Below are 19055 nucleotides of genomic sequence, written 5' to 3'. Positions count from 1 at the left end.
ACGTCCGCATCATCGCAGCTCCCGGGCCCTATATGTGCTGTAGGTAAGTGAAATCGGTGTTCAATTAGCGGCGCTTTTTCATCACGAGGGGTTTAACTACTCCCCCAGCAACCGGACCTTCAATGCAAAAAACGGCCCCCGGATCGCTCCGGGAGCCGTCTTTTTTCGCGCGGGCTAGCGCGGGTGTCACCACGTTCCAACAGAGAGGTGACAGTTAACATCACATTTTAGGGATCGGAGAAACTGCTGTCTACCTAAGCGTTTGCTTAACGACGTCCCCGCGCACCAGCGAGCCCCGCCGCCGCCACCATCGCAGAGAGCAGCACGGCGGAGACGATGCCGCGGTAGTCGCCGCCGTTACCCGCTGCGGACACCGCTGTCGACGCCCAGTGCATCGGCGCTGCTTGCGACAACGCCACCCACACAGAGTCGACCTGCGCGGTGGTCGCGGTGCGCCACACCCAGCCGACGAGCCCGGCCTGCACAAGCGCAAGCACGCCGGCTGAGCCAAGACCAACCCCAGCGCCGAACGCTCGACTTAACACGGAAGCCAGGCCCGCGCTGGCGAGCGTGCCCAGCAGCAGGCCTATAAACGCCACCCCGTATTCCTGCACACCAAACCCGGATCCGATCACCCCGGCCAAGATGGTGCCCGCGGCGGCCAAAACCACGGAACCGACGCCCAGGATCCACCAGCGCCCGCGGGACGCGAACCACGCCGCCGCCAGTGCGGTGCCTCCGAGTACGGCCATCGCCGCGAGCAGCATCGCCGCCACCGGCGCAAGGGTCGGGCCGACCGGCTCAGCCCCGGCAGCACCCGGCGCGACTGCCGGCACCGGCAGGGCCGCGCGCACCGCGCCAACCTTGTCGGCGTTCATGCCCGCCATCTGGTTGATCTTTTCCACGCCGGCGACCAACTCGTCGATGCCGCCGGTGGCCTGCCCGGTCTGCGTCTGCAGCTCACGCAGGCCCGCGGCCAGCTCGGCGGAGCCGTTCGTGGCTGTATATATACCGTCGTGGTAGCCGTAGCCCGGCACGGCGAGTTGGTTGGCCAGGTCGCGGGAGCCGTCGCGAAGCTGGTTCATCTTCGCCACCACGTCCGGCGGCAGCTGGGCGGTCTCCGCCTGGGCCCGCAGGTCCTTCAGCGACTCGCGGGCCTTGACCGCCTCCGGGTCCTTTGCGCCCTTGAGCTCCTCCAGGGAACGGTCGATCGCGCCGACCACCTGGCCGCGCACCGCCTCAAACCCGGACACCTGGCCGACCACCTCGCCGATGGAGTCCGCCAGCTGCGTCGCGCCCGCACCCAACTGGCCGGTGCCGGCCTGGAGCTCGACCATGCCGTCGGCGAGTTGCTGGGAGCCGGACTGGGCGGCCGCGAGGGCGTCGATAAGCTGCTGAGTTTGCCCCTGCGCCTCACCGATGCCCGCGGCGAGCTGGCCGGCGCCCTCCTTGAGCACCTTCGCCTGCTGCCCGGCTTCACCGGCGGCGCGGCGCGCATCGCCAAGATTGTCCGGGCCGACCTGCGGGGCGCCCGAAACCTCAGCATCGCGCCCCGCGTTCGTCCACGTTTCGGCCGGATTCATGGGCAAAAACACCCCGACAACCAGCGCCAGAAGCGCACACACCAACCGCCACGCGTTGCCCGATTTCATGGCATTGTTCTTAGCACTCGCGCCCAACTTGCTGCGGGAGGCGCACCGCCAGCACATCGCCCGAACTGCGCACCGTTAGAACCGTGTCGGCAGCCTTGATACTGTCGTAAGGGTTCTTGCCAAAACCATGGAATGAAATGGGTTCACCATGACACTTCCCCTTGTCATCGGGCTCGTCGCAGCGACGGTGGTGCTCTCACCGATCCTCGTGCGAGTCATGGACAAGAAGGCCGGGTACCCGCTCGCGGCGATACTCTTCGCCGCCGCGGCCGTGCTCGGCTCTAAGTTCACAGAAGTCTCCCGCGGTACGAACCTTGAATGGTCCAAGGAGTGGGCGCGCGACGTGATGGGCACGGGCACCTCCGTGGACTTCGCGCTGCGCGCGGACGGGCTGGGTATCTTCTTCGCGCTTTTGGCGCTGGTCATCGGCGGCGTGGTCTTTTTGTACTCCGCCGCGTACCTGCCCGAGCGCGACGGCAACACCAGCTTCTACACCATCATGACGGCGTTTACTCTGTCGGTGCTGTTGCTCGTGCTTGCCGACGATGCCGTGCTGCTGTTCATCGCCTGGGAGCTCGTCTCCATCGCGTCGTTCCTGCTCATCGCGCGCTCCGGCTCCTCCGGCGAGGCCGGGTCTTACCGCACCCTGATCCTCACCTTCTTCGGCGGCCTGACGCTGCTGGCTGGCCTGGCCGTGGCCTCCGCGCAGACCGGCACGACGCGCCTGCAGGACATCCTCGCGGCAAATGTGTGGGGCGACAACCGCGTCACCGTCGTAGTCGCGCTGCTCATCGCGTTTTCCGCGTTCACCAAGGCCGCGCAGTTCCCCTTCCACTTCTGGCTGCCCGAGGCCATGGCCGCCGCCACACCGGTGTCCGCGTTCCTGCACGCCGCGGCCGTGGTCAAGGCCGGCATCTACCTGCTGGTGCGCTTTTCCACCATCTTCTCCGACGTCGCCGCGTGGAACTACCTGCTGGTCATCGCCGGCCTGTTCACCGCGTTAATGTCCGCGTTGTTCGCCATTACCAAGACGGACTTGAAGCACCTCACGGCGTACTCCACCGTCTCCCACCTGGGCTGGATCGTCGCCGCGATCGGCATCGGCACCCCGGTCGCGCTGGCCGCGGCGCTGACGCACACGCTGGCGCACGCGCTGTTTAAGTCCTCGCTGTTCATGCTCATCGGCGTAGTCGACCACGAGGCGGGCACGCGCGACATGCGCCGCCTGGGCCCCATCTACAACAAGATGCCGTTCACGTTCGCCTCCACCATCGTCGCCGCCGCATCCATGGCCGCGATCCCGCCACTGTTCGGCTTCGTGTCCAAAGAATCCATCCTGGACGCCTTCCACGAATCCTCCCACGGCGCGCTCCTGCTCACGGTGGCCGGCATCGCCGCGTTCCTCACCTTCGTGTACTCGGCGAAGATCGTCTTCGGCGCATTTATCGACGGACCAAAGGACCTCCCCGACGTCCACGAAGCCCCCACCGCCCTCTGGCTGCCCGCCGCGCTGCCCGGCCTGACCTCTGCGGTCCTGCCGTTCCTGCTGTTCTGGGTGGACAACCCCGTCTCCGCAGGCGTGCGCGCCGTGACGGGCGACGACAGCTTTGCCACCCACCTCGCACTCTGGCACGGCGTGACCCCGCCATTTTTGGTGTCTGTGGCAGTGCTGGTCGCCGGCGTGGTGTTCGTGGTGTTCTTCCGCAAGCGCGTCTTCGCAGCGCTGGGCAACAAGGACCTTCTGCCCGCAGACGGCACCGAGGTGCTGGCCTGGCTCACCCGCAGCCTGTCCAACCTGGGTAAGCAGCTCGGCTCGCTGGCCGACGGCTTCAACCCGTCGCGCCACCTCTTCCCGCTGCTGGCGTCCGTCACCGCGATGGGCCTGTGCGTGATCGGCCTGACCGACGGCATCGACGGCGTCACCCCGGCCCCGCGCGCCGAGGGCCTGGACGTGTGGTGGGACCTCATCCCGTTCGCCATCATCGCGATGTCCGTGCTGGGCATGGTGTTCACCCGCTCCCGTCTTGCCTCCGCTGTGCTGCTCGGCACCGTCGGCGTGGGCATGACCCTGCAGATGTTCCTGCTGGGCGCCCCGGACGTGGCCATGACGCAGTTCCTGGTCGAGTCGCTGACCGTGGTGGTCATCCTGGTGGTGCTTCGCTACCAGCCGCGGATGTTCCCGGAGACGAAGGCTCGTCGCAAGGCTCTTGCCTCCATCTTCGCCCTGATCGCGGGCGTGGTCACCTTCTTCGGCGTCTACGGCCTGACCGGCCGCCGCGGCCGCTCCGAACTGGCCGAGTGGTACCTCACCGAAGGCGGCGACGTCACCGGCGCCGACAACATCGTCGCCGTGATCATCGTCGAGTTCCGTGGCTTCGATACCTTGGGCGAGCTGTCCGTCCTCGGCATGGCCGCAGTGGTCATCGCCGCAGTGGTCAGCTCCATGCCGCGCCACCTGTTCGAGGCCGGCACCCGCCCACGCCCCTTCGGCCAGTCCCAGCTCAACTCCATCCCGCTGCGCAAGGCCGCGGCCCTGGTCGCACCGGTGCTGGTGGTGCTGTCCGTGCTGATCTTTTTCCGCGGCCACACCGCCCCCGGCGGCGGCTTCGTCGCAGCGCTTGTGATGGCCACGGCGTTCGCCATCAACTACCTGTCCCGCGGCGCGGACGCGGACGTGGTGAAGAACTTCACCCCGATCCGCCTGACCGGCTGGGGCATCATCATCGCCATTTCCTCCGGCTTCCTCGGCTTCATCGAGGGCGGGTTCATGTACGCCATCCACGGCGAGATCGCTGGCGAGCACATGACCACCTCGCTGATCTTCGACTTCGGCATCTACCTCGCCGTGCTCGGCATGGTCACCGCCGCGATCAACGCGCTCGGCGGCTACCTGCGCCCCGGCATGGACCTGTCGGACCTGGACTACTCGCGCGACGAAGAAGACAACCCGCTGCCGAGCATCCCGGCCCCGCTGGCGCCCGAAAACCCCGTGGACGCGCACCCGGAGCCGATCAACCCGGCACACGACCCGCAACCGGTTATCACGAAGGAGCACTAACCCATGGTCATGGCACTTACCATCGCAGTCCTGGTCGCGGGATCGGTGTACCTGGTTCTGCAGCGCGGCCTCGTGCGGGTGATCTTCGGCATGTCCCTGTTCGGCCACGCCACCAACCTCACCCTGCTCGCCACAGGCGTCGGCGCATGGCGCGGGGAAGCCTTCCCGTCGCGTGTGCCGTTCGAGGACATGGCGGATCCACTGCCCCAGGCATTCGTGCTCACCGCCGTCGTGATCGCGATGGCCACCACGACGATCCTGCTGATGCTGTCCGCGCTGGGGCGTAACGACGACACCGCGGAGCAGCCCACCGGCACCGACGCCGGCTACTCCAAGATGCGGCTGAGCCCCTCGGCCCTGTCCACCGCCGGCCGCAACGCCCGGCTAAACCAGAAGAAGCTGGAGGAGATCCGCGCACGCGAGATCAGCCACGTTGACAACGAAAGCCTGAGGGTGACCGACTAATGGCCGTAGACGCAATCCTGCCCGTATTTGTGGCGCTGCCGCTGATCGTCTCCGCGGTCACGGCGCTCAGCCCCTGGAAGTGGCTCAACGACGCCCTGGCGATCCTCATCCCCGCCATCAACCTGGCGATGGGCGTGTGGCTCTACGGCTACACCCGCGACCACGGCACGATCAGCCACGTCATCGGCCTGTACCAGGGAGGCGTGGGCATCTCGTTTGCCGCCGACACGTTCTCCGCCGTGATGATCGTGACCACCATGATCGTGGCGCTGATGTCCAACTGGTTCGCCATCGTCGTCGGCGAAACCCAGTCGCGGTTCTACGTGCCGCTCTCGCTCGTGCTGGTCACCGGCGTCTCCGGCGCGCTGCTCACCGCCGATCTGTTCAACTTCTTCGTCATGATCGAGGTGTGCCTGCTGCCGTCCTACGGCCTGATCGCCATGACGGGCACCCGCCACCGCCTGCTGTCCGCGCGCATGTTCGTGCTGGTCAACCTGGCGGCGTCGACAATGCTCGTGCTCGGCGTGGGCTACCTCTACGCCGTCACCGGGGCGGTGAACCTCGCCTCCCTGCAGGGCGTGGCCGCAGGCAACGGGCCTGCCACGGTGGCCACCGGCATCGTCGTCATCGCCATCGCCACGAAGGCCGGCGTGTTCCCCGTCTACACCTGGCTGCCTCGCACCTACCCGTCCACCTCCGCGGCCGTGATGGGCTTGTTCTCCGGCCTGCACACCAAGGTGGCCGTGTACATGCTCTTCCGCATCTGGGTGATCATGTTCGACATGGACCCGCGCTGGAACACGCTGATCATCGTGGTCATGGTCATTTCCATGATCATCGGCGGCTTCGCCGGCCTGGCCGAGGCCACGATGCGCCGCGTGCTGGCCTACCAGATGGTCAACGGCATGCCGTTCATCCTGATCATGCTCGCATTTACTAACGACGACGCACGCTACGCCCTCGCCGCCGGCCTGCTCTACACCCTGCACCACATGATCACCATCGCCGCACTCGTGCTGAACTCCGGCGCGATCGAGGAAACCTACGGCACCGGCACCATGGCGAAACTCTCCGGCATCGCCCGGCGCGACCCGTGGACGTCCGCCGTGTTCGTCTCCGGCGCGTTTTCTATCGTGGGTTTCCCGCCGTTTTCCGGCATCTTCGGCAAGGTCACCGTCGTGCTGGCAGCCGCCTCCGCCGGGGACTGGCGCTCCTGGGTGGCCATCACCGCCATCATCATCGCCTCCTTCGGCGCGCTGCTGTCCATGATGCGCATGTGGCAGCGCGTGTTCTGGGGCAGGCCGATGCAGAACTACCCCGAGGCGCTCAACGTCCGCGCCAGCTTCATGCTGCCGTCCGCAGTGCTGATGGTGATGTCGCTGTGCATGTTCATCTTTGCCGGCCACATGTGGGACATCACCACCAACGCCGTCGACGACCTGCTCGACGTTGACGCCTACACCACCGCCGTGCTCGGCGACGACCCCATCGGCGTCCCCGCACCCGGCGACACCTTCGGCGCCGAAACCAATGGAGGCGAGAACTAATGCGAGGCTTCTTCCACGGCGTGAAATACGCCGTCTGGCTTGCCAAAGAGATCTTCGTGGCCGGCTTCGACGCCGTCGCCAAGGCGTACAACCCGGCGACGAAGTTCGATCCCATCGTCATCTACTACCCGCTGCGCGTGAACACGGACTGGGAAGTGTTCTGGTTTTCCACCTCCATCACCGCAACGCCTGGCACGCTGTCCATGGGGCTGCGCCACCCCGTCACCGACAACGGGCCGATCACCCTGCTGGTGCAGGCCGCGTTCGGCTCCGACCCGGAAGATGTCATCGCGGGCTTGGTGGATATGGAGGAACACCTTCGGCCGTCGCTAAGCAAGAGCCCCATCGACCCGAAAACCGTCGCCTGGGAACCCTACGTCGACCACGGCCCAGACCACCACGGCGACCACGTGCCGCCGGCCGAAAGGATGGTGTAAACCATGTTCACCACAATCATGCAGATCTGCCTGATCATCATGGCCGTCAGTCTGCTCATCGCGCTCGGCGCGGTGATCCTGACCAAAGACGAACTCTCCCGCGCCGTGATGGCAGACGTGATCTTCTACTCCATGATCGCCATCTTCCTCGTGTGGACGCTGTTCAACACCTCGGCCATCGCGTACGAAATCCCGCTGCTCGCCGGCCTGGTGTGCGGCGTGATCCCGACGATCTCCATGGCACGCATCATCTCGAGAGGACGCCGCTAATGACCATTGCCGAAATCATCGTCGCCGTGCTGGTTGTCCTGGCCACCATCTGCGTGGTCGCCACCACCATCCTGCAGCTGCGCGCCCCCGATGCCCTGACCCGCGTGAACGTGCTCGGGCCGCTGGTCGTGATCGCGTTTCCCATCCTCATCGTGGCCAAGCTGATCCACTCCTGGTCCACCACCGGCTTCGACCTCAACGACTTCATCCGCGCCATTTTGGCCATCGCCGCGGTGTGGATCGTCGGCTCCGTCGCGTCGTTCGTCATGGGCCGCTCCCTGTACGGCGTCACCGTCTCGGACAAAACCACCTAATGGGCTTGTGAGCACTAGCGACGACGCGTACGTCACGGACCTGGCACTGCGCGCCGGCCGTGGCGACAAACACGCGCTCACCGAATTCATCCGGCTCACCCAAAACGACGTGTGGCGCCTACTCGCCCACCTCGCCGGACCCCAACACGCCGACGACCTCACGCAAGAGACCTACCTGCGCGTCCTCGGGTCGCTTCCGCGCTTCCAAGCCCGCTCCAGCGCGCGCACCTGGCTGCTGTCGCTCGCGCGCCGCGCCTGGGTGGACTCCGTTCGCCACGACATGGCACGGCCCCGCAAATCCGCCACCGAATACGAAGACGTCGCCGCCGCCAACCCCAGCCCCGACAACCCCAACACCTGGGGCGACGTCATCGACGCGCGCTCGCTTCTCGACGAGCTGCCGCCCGAACGCCGCGAAGCCCTCGTACTCACGCAAGTGATGGGCTACACCTACGAAGAAGCCGCCCGCATCGTCGGCGTACGCGTCGGCACCATCCGCTCCCGGGTGGCCCGCGCCCGGCGAGATCTGGTTGCCGGGAGTAACTAGGCGGGTAGAGCTAGAGTTGAAGACATGCGTATCTCTCGATCTATTGCACTGACCACCCTTGCGGCGGTGACGGCTCTGTCGGTGGCTGGGTGTGCGTCGGAAAGCGACGACGCCCCCGCAGAGCACGCTGACCACACTGACCACGGTGGGCACGACCACCCGGCGGACGGCGGGCCTGCCCCGGCCGGCATCGCCGAGGCGGCCGACCCGACCTACCCCGTGGGCACCGAAGTCACGCTCACCGCGGACCATATGCCCGGCATGGACGGTGCCACCGCAACCATCTCCGGCGCCTTCGACACCACCGCCTACGCCGTGTCCTACACCCCCACGGACGGCGGCGACCCGGTGACCAACCACAAGTGGGTCGTGCAGGAAGAGCTCGACGGTGTTGGCAGCGAGAAGCTTGGTGCGGGCGACACGGCCACGATCACCGCCGAGCACATGTCCGGCATGCAGGGCGCGGAGGCGACCATCGACTCCGCCACCGACGAGACGGTCTACATGGTGGACATCGATTCGCCGGAAATGACCATGAAGCGGCACAAGTGGGTCGTCGAAAGCGAAATCCAGCCCACGTAGAACCTTCGAATAGACTGATCACACTATGTTGAAGAACGCACTCTTAATTTCATTCGCCTTCATCGGCACCGTCGTCGGCGCAGGCTTCGCATCCGGCCAGGAAGCGATGCTGTACTTCTCCGCCTTCGGCACCCAAGGCATCTGGGGCGCAGTCTTAGGCTCCGCGCTGATGCTCATCGCCGGCGTGACCATCCTCCAGCTCGGCTCCTTCTTCCAAGCCAAAGAGCACATGGAAGTCCTCGGCTCCATCTCCTCGAAGGTGATGGGCTGGATCCTGGACATCGCCACCATTGTCACCCTGTTCTCCATCGGCTTTGTCATGTTCGCCGGTGCCGGCGCCAACCTGAACCAGCAATTCGGCATCCCAGTGTGGATCGGCGCGGTGCTCATGCTCGCCGCCACCATCGGCTTCGGCATGCTCGACGTGGACAAGGTCACCGGCGCCATTGGCGCGCTCACCCCGTTCTTGCTGGTGTTTGTCATCTTCGGATGCGGCTGGACCCTGATTAACGCCCACCCGGACTGGAGCGCGCTGAATGCCGCGGCGGCGCAGGTGGATACCTCCCTGCCCAACTGGTGGATCGCCGCGCTGAACTACACCGGCCTGAACGTCATGTGCGTCGTGTCCATGGCGCTGGTCATCGGCGGCAACCACCTGGACACCCGCGCAGCCGGCCTCGGCGGTCTGTTCGGCGGCATCGGCTACCTGGTCATGCTCATGCTGCTGGCGCTGGCGCTGCTGGTCAAGATCGAGACCGTCGAAGGCCAGGACATGCCGCTTCTGACCCTGATCAGCGACATCAACCCGACCATGGGGCTGATCATGTCCCTGGTCATCTTCGGCATGATCTTCGCCACCTGCCTAGGCATGTTCTTCGCCCTGGGCAAGCGCCTCGCCCGCGGCCGCGAAGACAAGTTCCGCGTCATCTTCATCTCCGCCTGCTTGATCGGCTTCGTGCTGTCGTTCGTGGGCTTCCAGCAGCTTGTCTCCACCGTGTACCCGATCCTGGGCTACCTGGGCCTGCTGCTCATCGTCGTGATGACCATCGCGTGGGTCCGCGGCATCCCCAAGCTGCGCAAGGAAGGCGACCGCCGCCGCCGCGCCCTTGAGCTGACCCGCAAGAAGATGGACCCGGCCGAGCGCTTCACCAAGAACGACGAGCGCGAACTCGAGTACATCACTGCCAAGTCCAACGTGGACTCCGAGGAGCTGTCCGAGGCCCTCGAGGAAGAGGTCGCCCAGGAGCTGCTCGACGACGATGAGAGCGAGTTCGAGGAAGAAGACCGCGAGAACCCCTCCGACGTGGTCTACGTCTCCTACACCGACCCCGTCTCCGCCGACGAGTACCGCCGCAACCCCGACGAGCCGTGGAACGACCACACCGTCGACGACATGATCGCCGCCGAAGAAGCCGAGGAGGCGGCAGCCGGGCCGGACAACAGCCTTGGCGGCGACAAGGACGACGAAGAAGACGAAGACGAGGACACCGCGGAGGAAACCGGCGGCTCGACCGCAGTCAGCGCGAAGGACGACGGCTCGACCAAGCTGTAGCGCCCGCGAACGCTTGAAGCCCCACCGACGATTCCCGGCGGAATCTGTCAGTGGGGCTTTATCGTGCCTGGTCGACGCAAACGGGCGGCGGAATCTGTCAGGAGCGCCGCCCCGCCGCCTGGCGCTAGACCAGCAGCTCGGCGATCTGGATGGTGTTCAGCGCCGCGCCCTTGCGCAGGTTGTCGCTGGCGACGACGAGCACGAGCCCGCGTCCGCCGTCGACGCTCTGGTCCTGGCGGATGCGGCCCACCAGGGACTCGTCGATGCCGGTGGCGGCGCGAGGCGTTGGCACGTCCACCACTTTCACGCCCGGCGCGCCCGCCAGGATCTCCTCGGCCTGCTGCGGGGTGACGGCCTCGGAGAACTCGGCGTGCACCACCATCGTGTGGCCGGTGAACACCGGCACGCGCACGCAGGTGCCGGCCACCTTCAGCTCCGGGATACCCAGGATCTTGCGCGATTCGTTGCGCAGTTTCTGCTCTTCCTCGGTTTCGGCGGAGCCGTCGTCGACAAGCGAACCCGCAAACGGCAGCGCGTTGAACGCGATGGGCTCGACGTAGGGCCCGAGGTCGCTTGGCTTCTCGACGTCCTCCCGGACCAGGCCGCGCGGATCCCCCAGCGCCTCAACCTGGGTGGCCAACGCCTCGACACCAGCGAGCCCCGAGCCGGAAACTGCCTGGTAGGAGGCGACGCGGAGGGTGGTTAGACCGAAGGCGTCGTGAAGCGGCTTGAGCACCGGCATCGCCGCCATCGTGGTGCAGTTCGGGTTGGCGATGATGCCCTTGGGCAGCTCGCGCGCCGCCTCCGGGTTGACTTCGGTGACGATCAGCGGGACGTCCGGGTCCTTGCGCCACGCCGAGGAGTTGTCCACGACGGTCGCGCCCGCGGCGGCGAACACCGGCGCCCACTCGCGCGAGGTGGACCCGCCAGCGGAAAACAGCGCGATGTCCACGTCTTTGACGGACTCTTCGGTGACCTGGGTGAGGTCCTCGACGGTGATGTCCTCGCCGCGGAACTCGAGCTGCTTGCCCGCGGAGCGCGGGGAGGCGAAGAAACGGACCTTGTCGGCCGGGAAGTTGCGCTCGGTGAGGATGTCGCGCATCACGCGGCCGACCTGGCCGGTGGCGCCGACGACTGCGAGAGTGGTCATTGAGTCTCCTTCTAACGTCCGGTGCCTGCGTAGACCACGGCCGGCTCGTCGCCGCCGAGGTCGAACTTGGTGTGGATCGCGCGCGCGGCCTCGGCCACGTCCGCCTGGCGCACCACGGCGGTGATGCGGATCTCGGAGGTGGTGATCATCTCGATGTTGATGCCGGCGTCGCGCAGCGCGTCGCAGAAGTCGGCGGTGACGCCCGGGTGGGACTTCATGCCCGCGCCGACGAGCGAGACCTTGCCGATCTCGTCGTCGTAGCTCAAGTCGTCCCAGCCCTCGGCGGCCTGCAGGACGCGCAGCTTCTCCATGGTTCGCGCGCCGTCGGCCTTGGGCAGGGTGAAGGTGATGTCGGTCTTGTTGTCCTCGACGTTGGAGATGTTCTGGATCACCATGTCGATGTTGACTTCACCGTCGGAGAGTGAGCGGAAGACCTTGGCGGCCTCGCCGACCTCGTCCTGGATGCCCAGGATGGTGATCTTGGCCTCCGAGTCGTCGGTGGCCACGCCGGAAAGTACTGCTTCTTCCATGGGGATATCCTCCAATGCTCCGGCGACCAGGGTGCCGGTATCTGTGCTGTAAGACGAGCGCACCCGCATGGGCACGTTGAACGCGCGGGCGTACTCCACGCTGCGCAACACCAGGATCTTCGACCCGGACGCGGCGAGCTCGAGCATCTCCTCGAAGCAGAGGGTGTCCAGCTTGCGGGCGTCCGGCACGATTCGCGGGTCGGCGGTGTAGACGCCGTCGACGTCGGAGTAGATCTCGCATTCGTCGGCGTTCATCGCCGCGGCCAGGGCGACGGCGGTGGTGTCGGAGCCGCCGCGGCCGAGGGTGGTCACGTCCTTGGTTTCGCGGTTGACGCCCTGGAAGCCGGCGACGATGGCGATGTTGCCTTCGTCCACAGCCTCCTGCACGCGCCCCGGGGTGACTTCCAGGATGCGGGCGTTGCCGTGGCGTTCGGTGGTGATCACGCCGGCCTGGGAGCCGGTGAAGGACTGCACCTTCTCCCCCAGCGCGTGCACCGCCATGGCCACCAGCGAGTTGGAGATGCGCTCGCCGGCGGTGAGCAGCATGTCCATTTCGCGCGCGGGCGGGGTGGGGTTGACCTCTGCGGCGAGGTCGAGCAGTTCGTCGGTGGTGTCGCCCATGGCGGAGCAGACCACCACGACGTCGTTGCCGGCGCGGCGCGTGTCCACGATCCGCTGGGCGACGGCCTTGATCCGCTCCGCGCTTTCCAGGGAGGATCCCCCGTATTTCTGAACGATCAGTGCCATTCGTACCTCCGCGGATCTGCGTGCATTCCAACGGTCAAGAATAGCGTCCCAAAACTGCCGATTCAGCCACCCGCGTTAATATCATTCACTGTGCACAACAATTTTCTCGCCGTCGCGTTCGCGCTGATCTCGGCCGCGACCATGGCGGCGGGGACTGTGTGGCGCCACCGCATCATGCGCGCGGGCGCCCCCGAGGGGGAGAACAACGACTCGCCGTTACGGTCCCTGAAGCGGCCGGCGTGGTGGGCGTCGATGGGCATCGCATTTTTGGCGTACGGCTTCCAGGCCGCAGCGTTGGCGTTCGGCTCGCTGCTGGTGGTGCAGCCGATCCTCGCGCTGTCGTTGATGCTCACGCTGCTGTTTTCGGCGTGGGCGGACAAGCGACATATGCACACCACGGAGGCGTTTTGGGCGGTGCTGCTCACCGCGTCTGTGGGCGGGGTGGTCGTGCTCGGCCGCCCGCTGCCCGGCGAGCGCGACCCCGCCGCCTGGGAGTGGTGGGTTGTCGTGGGCACCGCGGTGGCCATCATTGCGGCCTCCTACGCCTTTGCTTCTCGACGTCCCCCCGCCGGCAAAGCCCTCATCTTCGGCTCCGCCTGCGGCGCCATGTACGGCTACCAAGCCGTGTTTTCCAAAGTCGCCGTCGACGGCTTCGTCCACGGCGGCGTGACCGGCCTGCTCGCCACGTGGCAGTTGTGGGCGATGCTGGCCGCGGCCACGGCCGGCACGATCGTGCAGCAGTACGCCTTCGCCGCGGGCAGGCTGGCCACATCGCTGCCGGCGTCGAAGATCATCGAGCCGCTCGTCGCGTTCTCCCTGGGCCTGCTTGTGCTCGGCGAATCCTTCCGCGTGGATTCGGTGCTGGGGTGGGCGGCCGTCGGGACGTCGATAGGCGTGATGCTCGTGGCCGCCGCAATGCTCACGCGGGTGAGCATCCGGTAGGGTGTCAGATATAACTGTCAACCTAAGGGGGTTGCGATGACACTCATACCCGCAAGCGGAAACCTGCACTTCACCCGCGACACGCAGCGGCGCGTCGCCCATTCGATAGACCGTCTAAGCGTGCTGCACGACGAAACAGGCCACCCGCTGCCCGACGATATCAACGAAGTGCTCCACGCAGTCCTGCAAGCAATTGCTGAAGGCGAACCGCTCTCCGTCTCCTCACTGCCGGAGGAAGTCACCCCCAACACCGCCGCCTCAATGTTGGGCCTGTCCCGCACTACGGTGATGAAATACGTCGACGATGGGCGCCTTCACGCCAAAAAAGTGGGCAGCCACCACCGGATTCCTGCACGTGAAGTACTTGCCCTACGCGACGAGATCGAGCGCAAAAGGTTGGACGCAGTCTTCGACGTTATGCAGCTAGAACACACGATGGGCAACAGCCACTGACATGGTCCGCAACGTGCTGCCCGACGCAAACATTTGGGCCTCCGCGACCTTGCATTCATGGTTCGGCCTGATCGCTGCGGTTTCTCCCGGAGTGTGGAAATTTCACTGGACCGAGGACATCCTCGCCGAAGCGGTACATGCGAGGCGGCGCCGATTCCCGCACGCATCGAGCACACAGATGGAACAACTCCGGGAACGACTCATGACAGTGATGGGCGACAACCAAATCCGCGACTTCCCTTTCGACGGCAGCGCTGCACTGCCGGACCCTCTGGATGCGCACGTCCACTCCGCGGCCGTTCACGGTGACATCGACGTGCTAGTGACACAGAATGTGGCCGATTTCCAAGTGGCCGAGCGCCTGCCGTACGACGTCGTCACCGCCGACCGGTGGCTCGTCGAAGCAGCCGACACCGCACCGCGCGTAGTTGATCGAGCGCTTTCCCAGCAGCTTGAATTCCGGCGACGTATTGGTGAACCGTTCGACCCCACCGCCCAGCTCCGCGCTGCGGACTGCCCAGGGTTCGCTGAAATTGTGCACACACGACTCGACCTGATGTAAGGTGTGCCACATGTCGCACAGGGCGCTTCTCCTTCTACGCCGCGGCGGGAATCAGGCCAACTAACACGGCCGGCACCCCGTCGCGGAGTTTCTGTTGGCCGGCCGTGGAACACACCCCCAGCAAAAGGAGAACTCCAATGACCGACTTTTTCGCACCCCGCGAGATCCAGACCCCTTCCGGCCCGCGTAGCGACGGCCAGCCCGCATGGAACAAGCAGCGCGGCTCGCAGATGCCGGTAGACCGCTACCTCACCTTCGCCGAAGAGGTCGAAGACATCCAGCTGCCGGACCGCACCTGGCCCGACAAGAAAATCACCCGCGCGCCGCAGTGGTGCGCCGTGGACCTGCGCGACGGCAACCAGGCGCTGATCGACCCGATGAGCCCCGAGCGCAAGCGCCGCATGTTCAACCTGCTGGTGGAGATGGGCTTCAAGGAGATCGAGGTCGGCTTCCCGTCCGCCTCCCAGACGGACTTCGACTTCGTGCGCGAGATCATCGAAAAGGACATGATCCCCGACGACGTGACCATCCAGGTCCTCGTGCAGGCGCGCGAGCACCTGATCCGCCGCACCTTCGAGGCCTGCGCCGGCGCGAAGAACGTCATCGTGCACTTCTACAACTCCACCTCGAAGCTGCAACGCCGCGTGGTGTTCCGCAAGGACCGCGACGCGATTAAGAAGCTGGCCACCGACGCCGCGGAGCTGATCAAGACCATCGCCGCGGACTACCCGGACACCAACTGGCGCTGGGAGTACTCCCCGGAGTCCTTCACCGGCACCGAGCTGGACTTTGCCAAGGAAGTCTGCGACGCCGTCGTGGACGTGATGGGGCCGACGCCGGAGAACCCGCTGATCATCAACCTGCCGTCCACGGTGGAGATGATCACCCCCAACGTCTACGCCGACTCCATCGAGTGGATGCACCGCAACCTGCAAAACCGCGAGTCCATCATCATCTCCCTGCACCCGCACAACGACCGCGGCACCGGTGTCGCGGCCGCCGAGCTGGGCTACCTGGCCGGCGGCGACCGCATCGAGGGCTGCCTGTTCGGCAACGGCGAGCGCACCGGCAACGTCGACCTGGTCACACTGGGATTGAACATGCTCACCCAGGGCGTGGACCCGCAGATCGACTTCTCCGACATCACCCGCATCCGCGAAGTGGTCGAGTACTGCAACCAGCTGCGTGTGCCGGAGCGCCACCCCTACGGCGGCGACCTGGTCTTCACCGCGTTTTCCGGCTCGCACCAGGACGCGATCAACAAGGGGTTGGATGCGCTGGCACAGAATGTGCGTCCAGAAGCAACGAGCTCCGAGGTCACCTGGGAAGAGCTGCGCGAGACCACCTGGGAGGTGCCGTACCTGCCCATCGACCCGAAGGACGTCGGCCGCACCTACGAGGCTGTGATCCGCGTGAACTCGCAGTCCGGCAAGGGTGGCGTGGCCTACATCATGAAGACGGACCACGGCATCAACATGCCGCGCGCGATGCAGCCGGAGTTTTCCGCCATCGTGCAAAACATCACCGACTCCGAAGGCGGCGAGGTCAACTCCAAGAACATGTGGGACGTCTTCGCCACCACCTACCTGGACTTGGACGAGCCGCTGGAGCTGGCGCACTACCGCATCGACGCCGCCGAGGAGGAAGGCCAGGACACCCGCGTGGAGGCGACGGTGGTCTACGAGGGCGCATCGCGCGAAGTTGCGGGCACCGGCAACGGCCCGATCGCGGCGTTCGCGAACGCGCTGGAGCAGGTCGGCATCGACTTCGAGGTGCAGGACTACTCGCAGCGCGCCCGCAGCGCGGGCGACGACGCGGACGCGGTCTGCTACATCCACGCGGACGTCGACGGCACCTCGGCGTGGGGTGTGGGTATCGCCGGGTCGACCACGCGCGCGTCGCTGGAGGCGATCGTCTCGGCGGTCAACCGCTCGACTGCCGCGAATTAGCGCCCGCGCGCTATACTTGCGTGGCTTAACCACACATTTCAGCGGGAGGTTCGCGATGGCCATGTACGAGGTGCCTTCGGGCCCCCGTCGCCTCCCCGTGGAGCATTTGCCTATCGACGTTCCTTCGGCCACCCTCACCCCGGACCTCGACGTCGTGGTGGACGGCGAGACCGTCGGTTCGGTGGAGGACGCGGAGCTGGCCCAGCTGGCCGCCGCTGGCGTGACCCCGGTGGTGGCCGCCGACGGCGGTGCGGTTGTGCTGCCGCCGGCGGGCCAGGTGCTGCCGGTGAACACTCCGCCTCGCGAGCCGTGGGCCCTGCTGCCCGCGGGCGAGCGCTACGTGGCGGACCTGACCGGTGCGCTGCCGGTGGAGGCGCCGGCGCAGGTGCTGGTGTCGCTGGGTTTCGACGATGCCGGCGAGATCGTGCTGTGCGTCGACGGCGACGTCATCGGCGAGCTGGACCCGGCCGCCGGCGAGGCGCTGACCCCGACGCTGCGGCGCTTGGAGGACCGCGGGCTGATCGCCGTGGCGCGCGGTTACACCACCGCGGTGGAGGGCGGCACGTCGCTGGCCGTGATCGCAGGCCCGATCCCGAGCGACGATATCGCGATCTCCCCGCTGCCGCCGATCGTGCGCGAAGTGGAGGTTGCGCACCCGGCCACGAACTTCTTCGCCACAGTGGACGCGGAGGCCGCGGCACGTGAGGCGGACACGCAGGAGCACCCGGACGACGGCGCACGCGAGCCGGGCAAAGCCCGCGGGCCATTGATCGCCGCCGCCGCGGCGGTCGCGGCACTCGTGCTGGCTGGTGTGGGCACCGTGGTGATGAGCACGCCGTCGGGCCTGGAGCGCGACTCCACCTCGGCGTACCAGGAAACCGCGGAGGTCTCGCAGCCGAGCAGCTCCACCGAATCCACTACGTCCGCCACGTCGACGGAGCCGACCGAACCGACCGAGTCGCCCTCGCAGTTCAGCACCGAGCTGCCGGAAGAGGCCCCGGAGCCGGTGGTGGAGGTCCAGCAGCCCGCCCCTGCCCCGCCGCAGCAGGCCCCGGTCCAGCGTGCACCCGCCCCGGCCCCTGCACCCGCGCCCGCACCGGCGCCGCGACAGCAGGCCCCCGCGCCGGCCCCGGCACCAGCCCCTGCTCCCGCGCCCGCGCCCGCGCCCGCGCCCGCGCCAGCCCCGGCACCGGCGCCGCAGCAGCAGCCGTACGAGTACTCCATCGGCGGGCTGAAGGTGCGCTCCAACACCAGGCTGGATCAGCCGCTGTACGAGGTGGCCGAGCCGTAAGCTACGTTGGAACGATGACTGAGAACGACTACCCCTACGTGGCGCTGTTTACCCAGGCCACGGGGATTCACCCGTCGACAGGGCGTCTGCTCACCATCGACGCGGTCACGTTCGACGCCGCCGGGCGCGTGGGCGAGGAGTTCCACGCCGTGGTCAACCCCGGCACCGACCCCGGCCCCGCCCACACCCACGGCCTGACCCCGCACGACTTCGCCCAAGCCCCGCGGTTCTCGCGCTTTTTGCGCACGCTGGACAAGCTTCTCGACGGCCGCGTGCTCGTCACCCACGACTCCCCCACCACCTGGGGTTTCCTCGTCTCCGAGGCGCGCCGAGCCATGAACGCCGCGGCCCGGGCGAACCGTTCGCGCCGCGGCCGCGGCAACAGGCGCCGCCAGAGGGTCGGCCACGTCCCTAAGCCAACTGCGATCGTGGACCTTTTGGCTAGTGCGCGCAGGCAGGGCCACATCCCGGTGGACACCCGCATCAACGCCGTAGCCAACCTCGTCGGCGTGGCGTCTACCCCGCCGACCGCCTCCACCGAGCGCATCGGCGAGGCCGAAGCCGACTTCTCGCGCGGCCAAACCCTGAAACTCGTCGCCATGTACCTGCAGATCGCCCCCGGCGGGCTGGTCGAGCTCAACCCCGAGGACCTGGCGCCGGACGCGTTCGGGTTGCAGCGCTCGTCGATACGCGTAGATGCGGAAAAAGCCCCCGCAGTCAGCGCGAACCCCGGTCACCTCGGCAAAGGCGGGCTTCTGCGCGGCATGGAATTCGTCGTCTCCGACGACATCGCCCTCAACCCCGACGAGCTCATCGACGCCGGCGTGCGCGCCGGCCTGACCTACCGCGAAAAAGTCACCCGCGAAACGTCCGTCACCGTCACCGACGCCATTCAACGCGGCGCCGACCTGCGAGGCAAAGCCATGCACGCGCACCGCAAAGACATCCCCATCGTCTCCGGCGACGAATTCGCGCGGCTAGTCGGACAGATGGAATCCGCGGAGTAG

18 protein-coding genes are annotated in these 19055 nt (G+C 66.7%); 15 read left to right on the top strand and 3 right to left on the bottom strand.

Going from position 1 to position 19055, the window contains the following annotated elements:
* Positions 1–266: 266 nt before the first annotated feature.
* Complete coding sequence (locus tag ACX1NL_RS00795; protein WP_458898376.1) at positions 267–1652, bottom strand: ABC-2 family transporter permease; 1386 nt, start codon at positions 1650–1652, stop codon at positions 267–269.
* A gap of 148 nt (positions 1653–1800) precedes the next feature.
* Here ACX1NL_RS00795 and ACX1NL_RS00790 point away from each other — a divergent pair, with 148 nt between their 5' ends.
* Genes ACX1NL_RS00790 through ACX1NL_RS00750 form a run of 9 tightly spaced genes read left to right on the top strand, consistent with a single transcriptional unit; the run spans position 1801 to position 10424 of the window.
* Positions 1801–4710, top strand: a complete 2910-nt coding sequence (locus ACX1NL_RS00790) for a DUF4040 family protein (protein ID WP_458898374.1) — start codon at positions 1801–1803, stop codon at positions 4708–4710.
* Between the two features lie 3 nt (positions 4711–4713).
* Entirely contained in the window at positions 4714–5175 is a 462-nt protein-coding gene (locus tag ACX1NL_RS00785; protein WP_181890123.1) for a sodium:proton antiporter, read from the top strand.
* The gene (locus ACX1NL_RS00780) at positions 5175–6722 is read left to right on the top strand and encodes a monovalent cation/H+ antiporter subunit D family protein (protein ID WP_458898373.1); all 1548 of its coding nucleotides are present in this window, start codon (positions 5175–5177) and stop codon (positions 6720–6722) included. Before ACX1NL_RS00785 ends, ACX1NL_RS00780 begins: the two co-directional genes overlap by 1 nt.
* Complete coding sequence (locus ACX1NL_RS00775; protein WP_458898372.1) at positions 6722–7159, top strand: monovalent cation/H+ antiporter subunit E; 438 nt, start codon at positions 6722–6724, stop codon at positions 7157–7159. The genes ACX1NL_RS00780 and ACX1NL_RS00775 overlap by 1 nt, the downstream gene beginning before the upstream one ends.
* A gap of 3 nt (positions 7160–7162) precedes the next feature.
* Positions 7163–7429, top strand: coding sequence for a cation:proton antiporter (locus tag ACX1NL_RS00770; protein ID WP_458898371.1), 267 nt, complete (start codon positions 7163–7165; stop codon positions 7427–7429).
* A complete protein-coding gene (locus ACX1NL_RS00765; RefSeq protein WP_269509029.1) occupies positions 7429–7743 on the top strand; it encodes a Na+/H+ antiporter subunit G in 315 nt (104 codons plus the stop codon). The genes ACX1NL_RS00770 and ACX1NL_RS00765 overlap by 1 nt, the downstream gene beginning before the upstream one ends.
* A 7-nt stretch (positions 7744–7750) precedes the next feature.
* Entirely contained in the window at positions 7751–8290 is a 540-nt protein-coding gene (locus ACX1NL_RS00760; RefSeq protein WP_239357533.1) for an RNA polymerase sigma factor, read from the top strand.
* 24 nt (positions 8291–8314) lie between these two features.
* Positions 8315–8872 (top strand): YdhK family protein, encoded by a 558-nt coding sequence (locus ACX1NL_RS00755; protein WP_239357535.1) that lies wholly within the window; start codon positions 8315–8317, stop codon positions 8870–8872.
* 25 nt (positions 8873–8897) lie between these two features.
* A complete protein-coding gene (locus ACX1NL_RS00750) occupies positions 8898–10424 on the top strand; it encodes a YkvI family membrane protein (protein WP_458898370.1) in 1527 nt (508 codons plus the stop codon).
* Between the two features lie 124 nt (positions 10425–10548).
* On the opposite strand, the gene ACX1NL_RS00745 is transcribed toward ACX1NL_RS00750, so the two are convergent.
* Both ACX1NL_RS00745 and ACX1NL_RS00740 read right to left on the bottom strand, forming a co-directional pair.
* Complete coding sequence (locus ACX1NL_RS00745; protein WP_458898369.1) at positions 10549–11574, bottom strand: aspartate-semialdehyde dehydrogenase; 1026 nt, start codon at positions 11572–11574, stop codon at positions 10549–10551.
* An 11-nt stretch (positions 11575–11585) separates the two neighbouring features.
* On the bottom strand, positions 11586–12851 hold the full coding sequence (locus ACX1NL_RS00740; RefSeq protein ID WP_458898368.1) for an aspartate kinase: 1266 nt from the start codon (positions 12849–12851) through the stop codon (positions 11586–11588).
* 90 nt (positions 12852–12941) lie between these two features.
* Here ACX1NL_RS00740 and ACX1NL_RS00735 point away from each other — a divergent pair, with 90 nt between their 5' ends.
* The 6 genes from ACX1NL_RS00735 to ACX1NL_RS00710 all read left to right on the top strand — a co-directional run bounded on the left by ACX1NL_RS00735 (position 12942) and on the right by ACX1NL_RS00710 (position 19055).
* Positions 12942–13793 (top strand): DMT family transporter, encoded by an 852-nt coding sequence (locus tag ACX1NL_RS00735; protein WP_458898367.1) that lies wholly within the window; start codon positions 12942–12944, stop codon positions 13791–13793.
* A 36-nt stretch (positions 13794–13829) separates the two neighbouring features.
* Positions 13830–14246 (top strand): helix-turn-helix domain-containing protein, encoded by a 417-nt coding sequence (locus ACX1NL_RS00730; RefSeq protein ID WP_458898366.1) that lies wholly within the window; start codon positions 13830–13832, stop codon positions 14244–14246.
* A 1-nt stretch (position 14247) separates the two neighbouring features.
* Positions 14248–14808, top strand: a complete 561-nt coding sequence (locus ACX1NL_RS00725) for a PIN domain-containing protein (protein ID WP_458898365.1) — start codon at positions 14248–14250, stop codon at positions 14806–14808.
* 137 nt (positions 14809–14945) lie between these two features.
* Positions 14946–16757, top strand: a complete 1812-nt coding sequence (gene leuA / locus ACX1NL_RS00720; RefSeq protein WP_458898364.1) for a 2-isopropylmalate synthase — start codon at positions 14946–14948, stop codon at positions 16755–16757.
* A 55-nt stretch (positions 16758–16812) separates the two neighbouring features.
* Positions 16813–18048: a hypothetical protein gene (locus ACX1NL_RS00715; RefSeq protein ID WP_458898363.1), complete on the top strand. Its 1236-nt coding sequence runs from the start codon at positions 16813–16815 to the stop codon at positions 18046–18048.
* 14 nt (positions 18049–18062) lie between these two features.
* Positions 18063–19055 carry an exonuclease domain-containing protein gene (locus tag ACX1NL_RS00710; protein ID WP_239357567.1) on the top strand — a complete coding sequence of 331 codons (993 nt, stop codon included), beginning with the start codon at positions 18063–18065 and terminating at the stop codon, positions 19053–19055.

The organism is Corynebacterium sp. CQ3829_602738, assembly GCF_054478435.1.
This window is presented reverse-complemented; position numbering and strand designations above follow the sequence as displayed.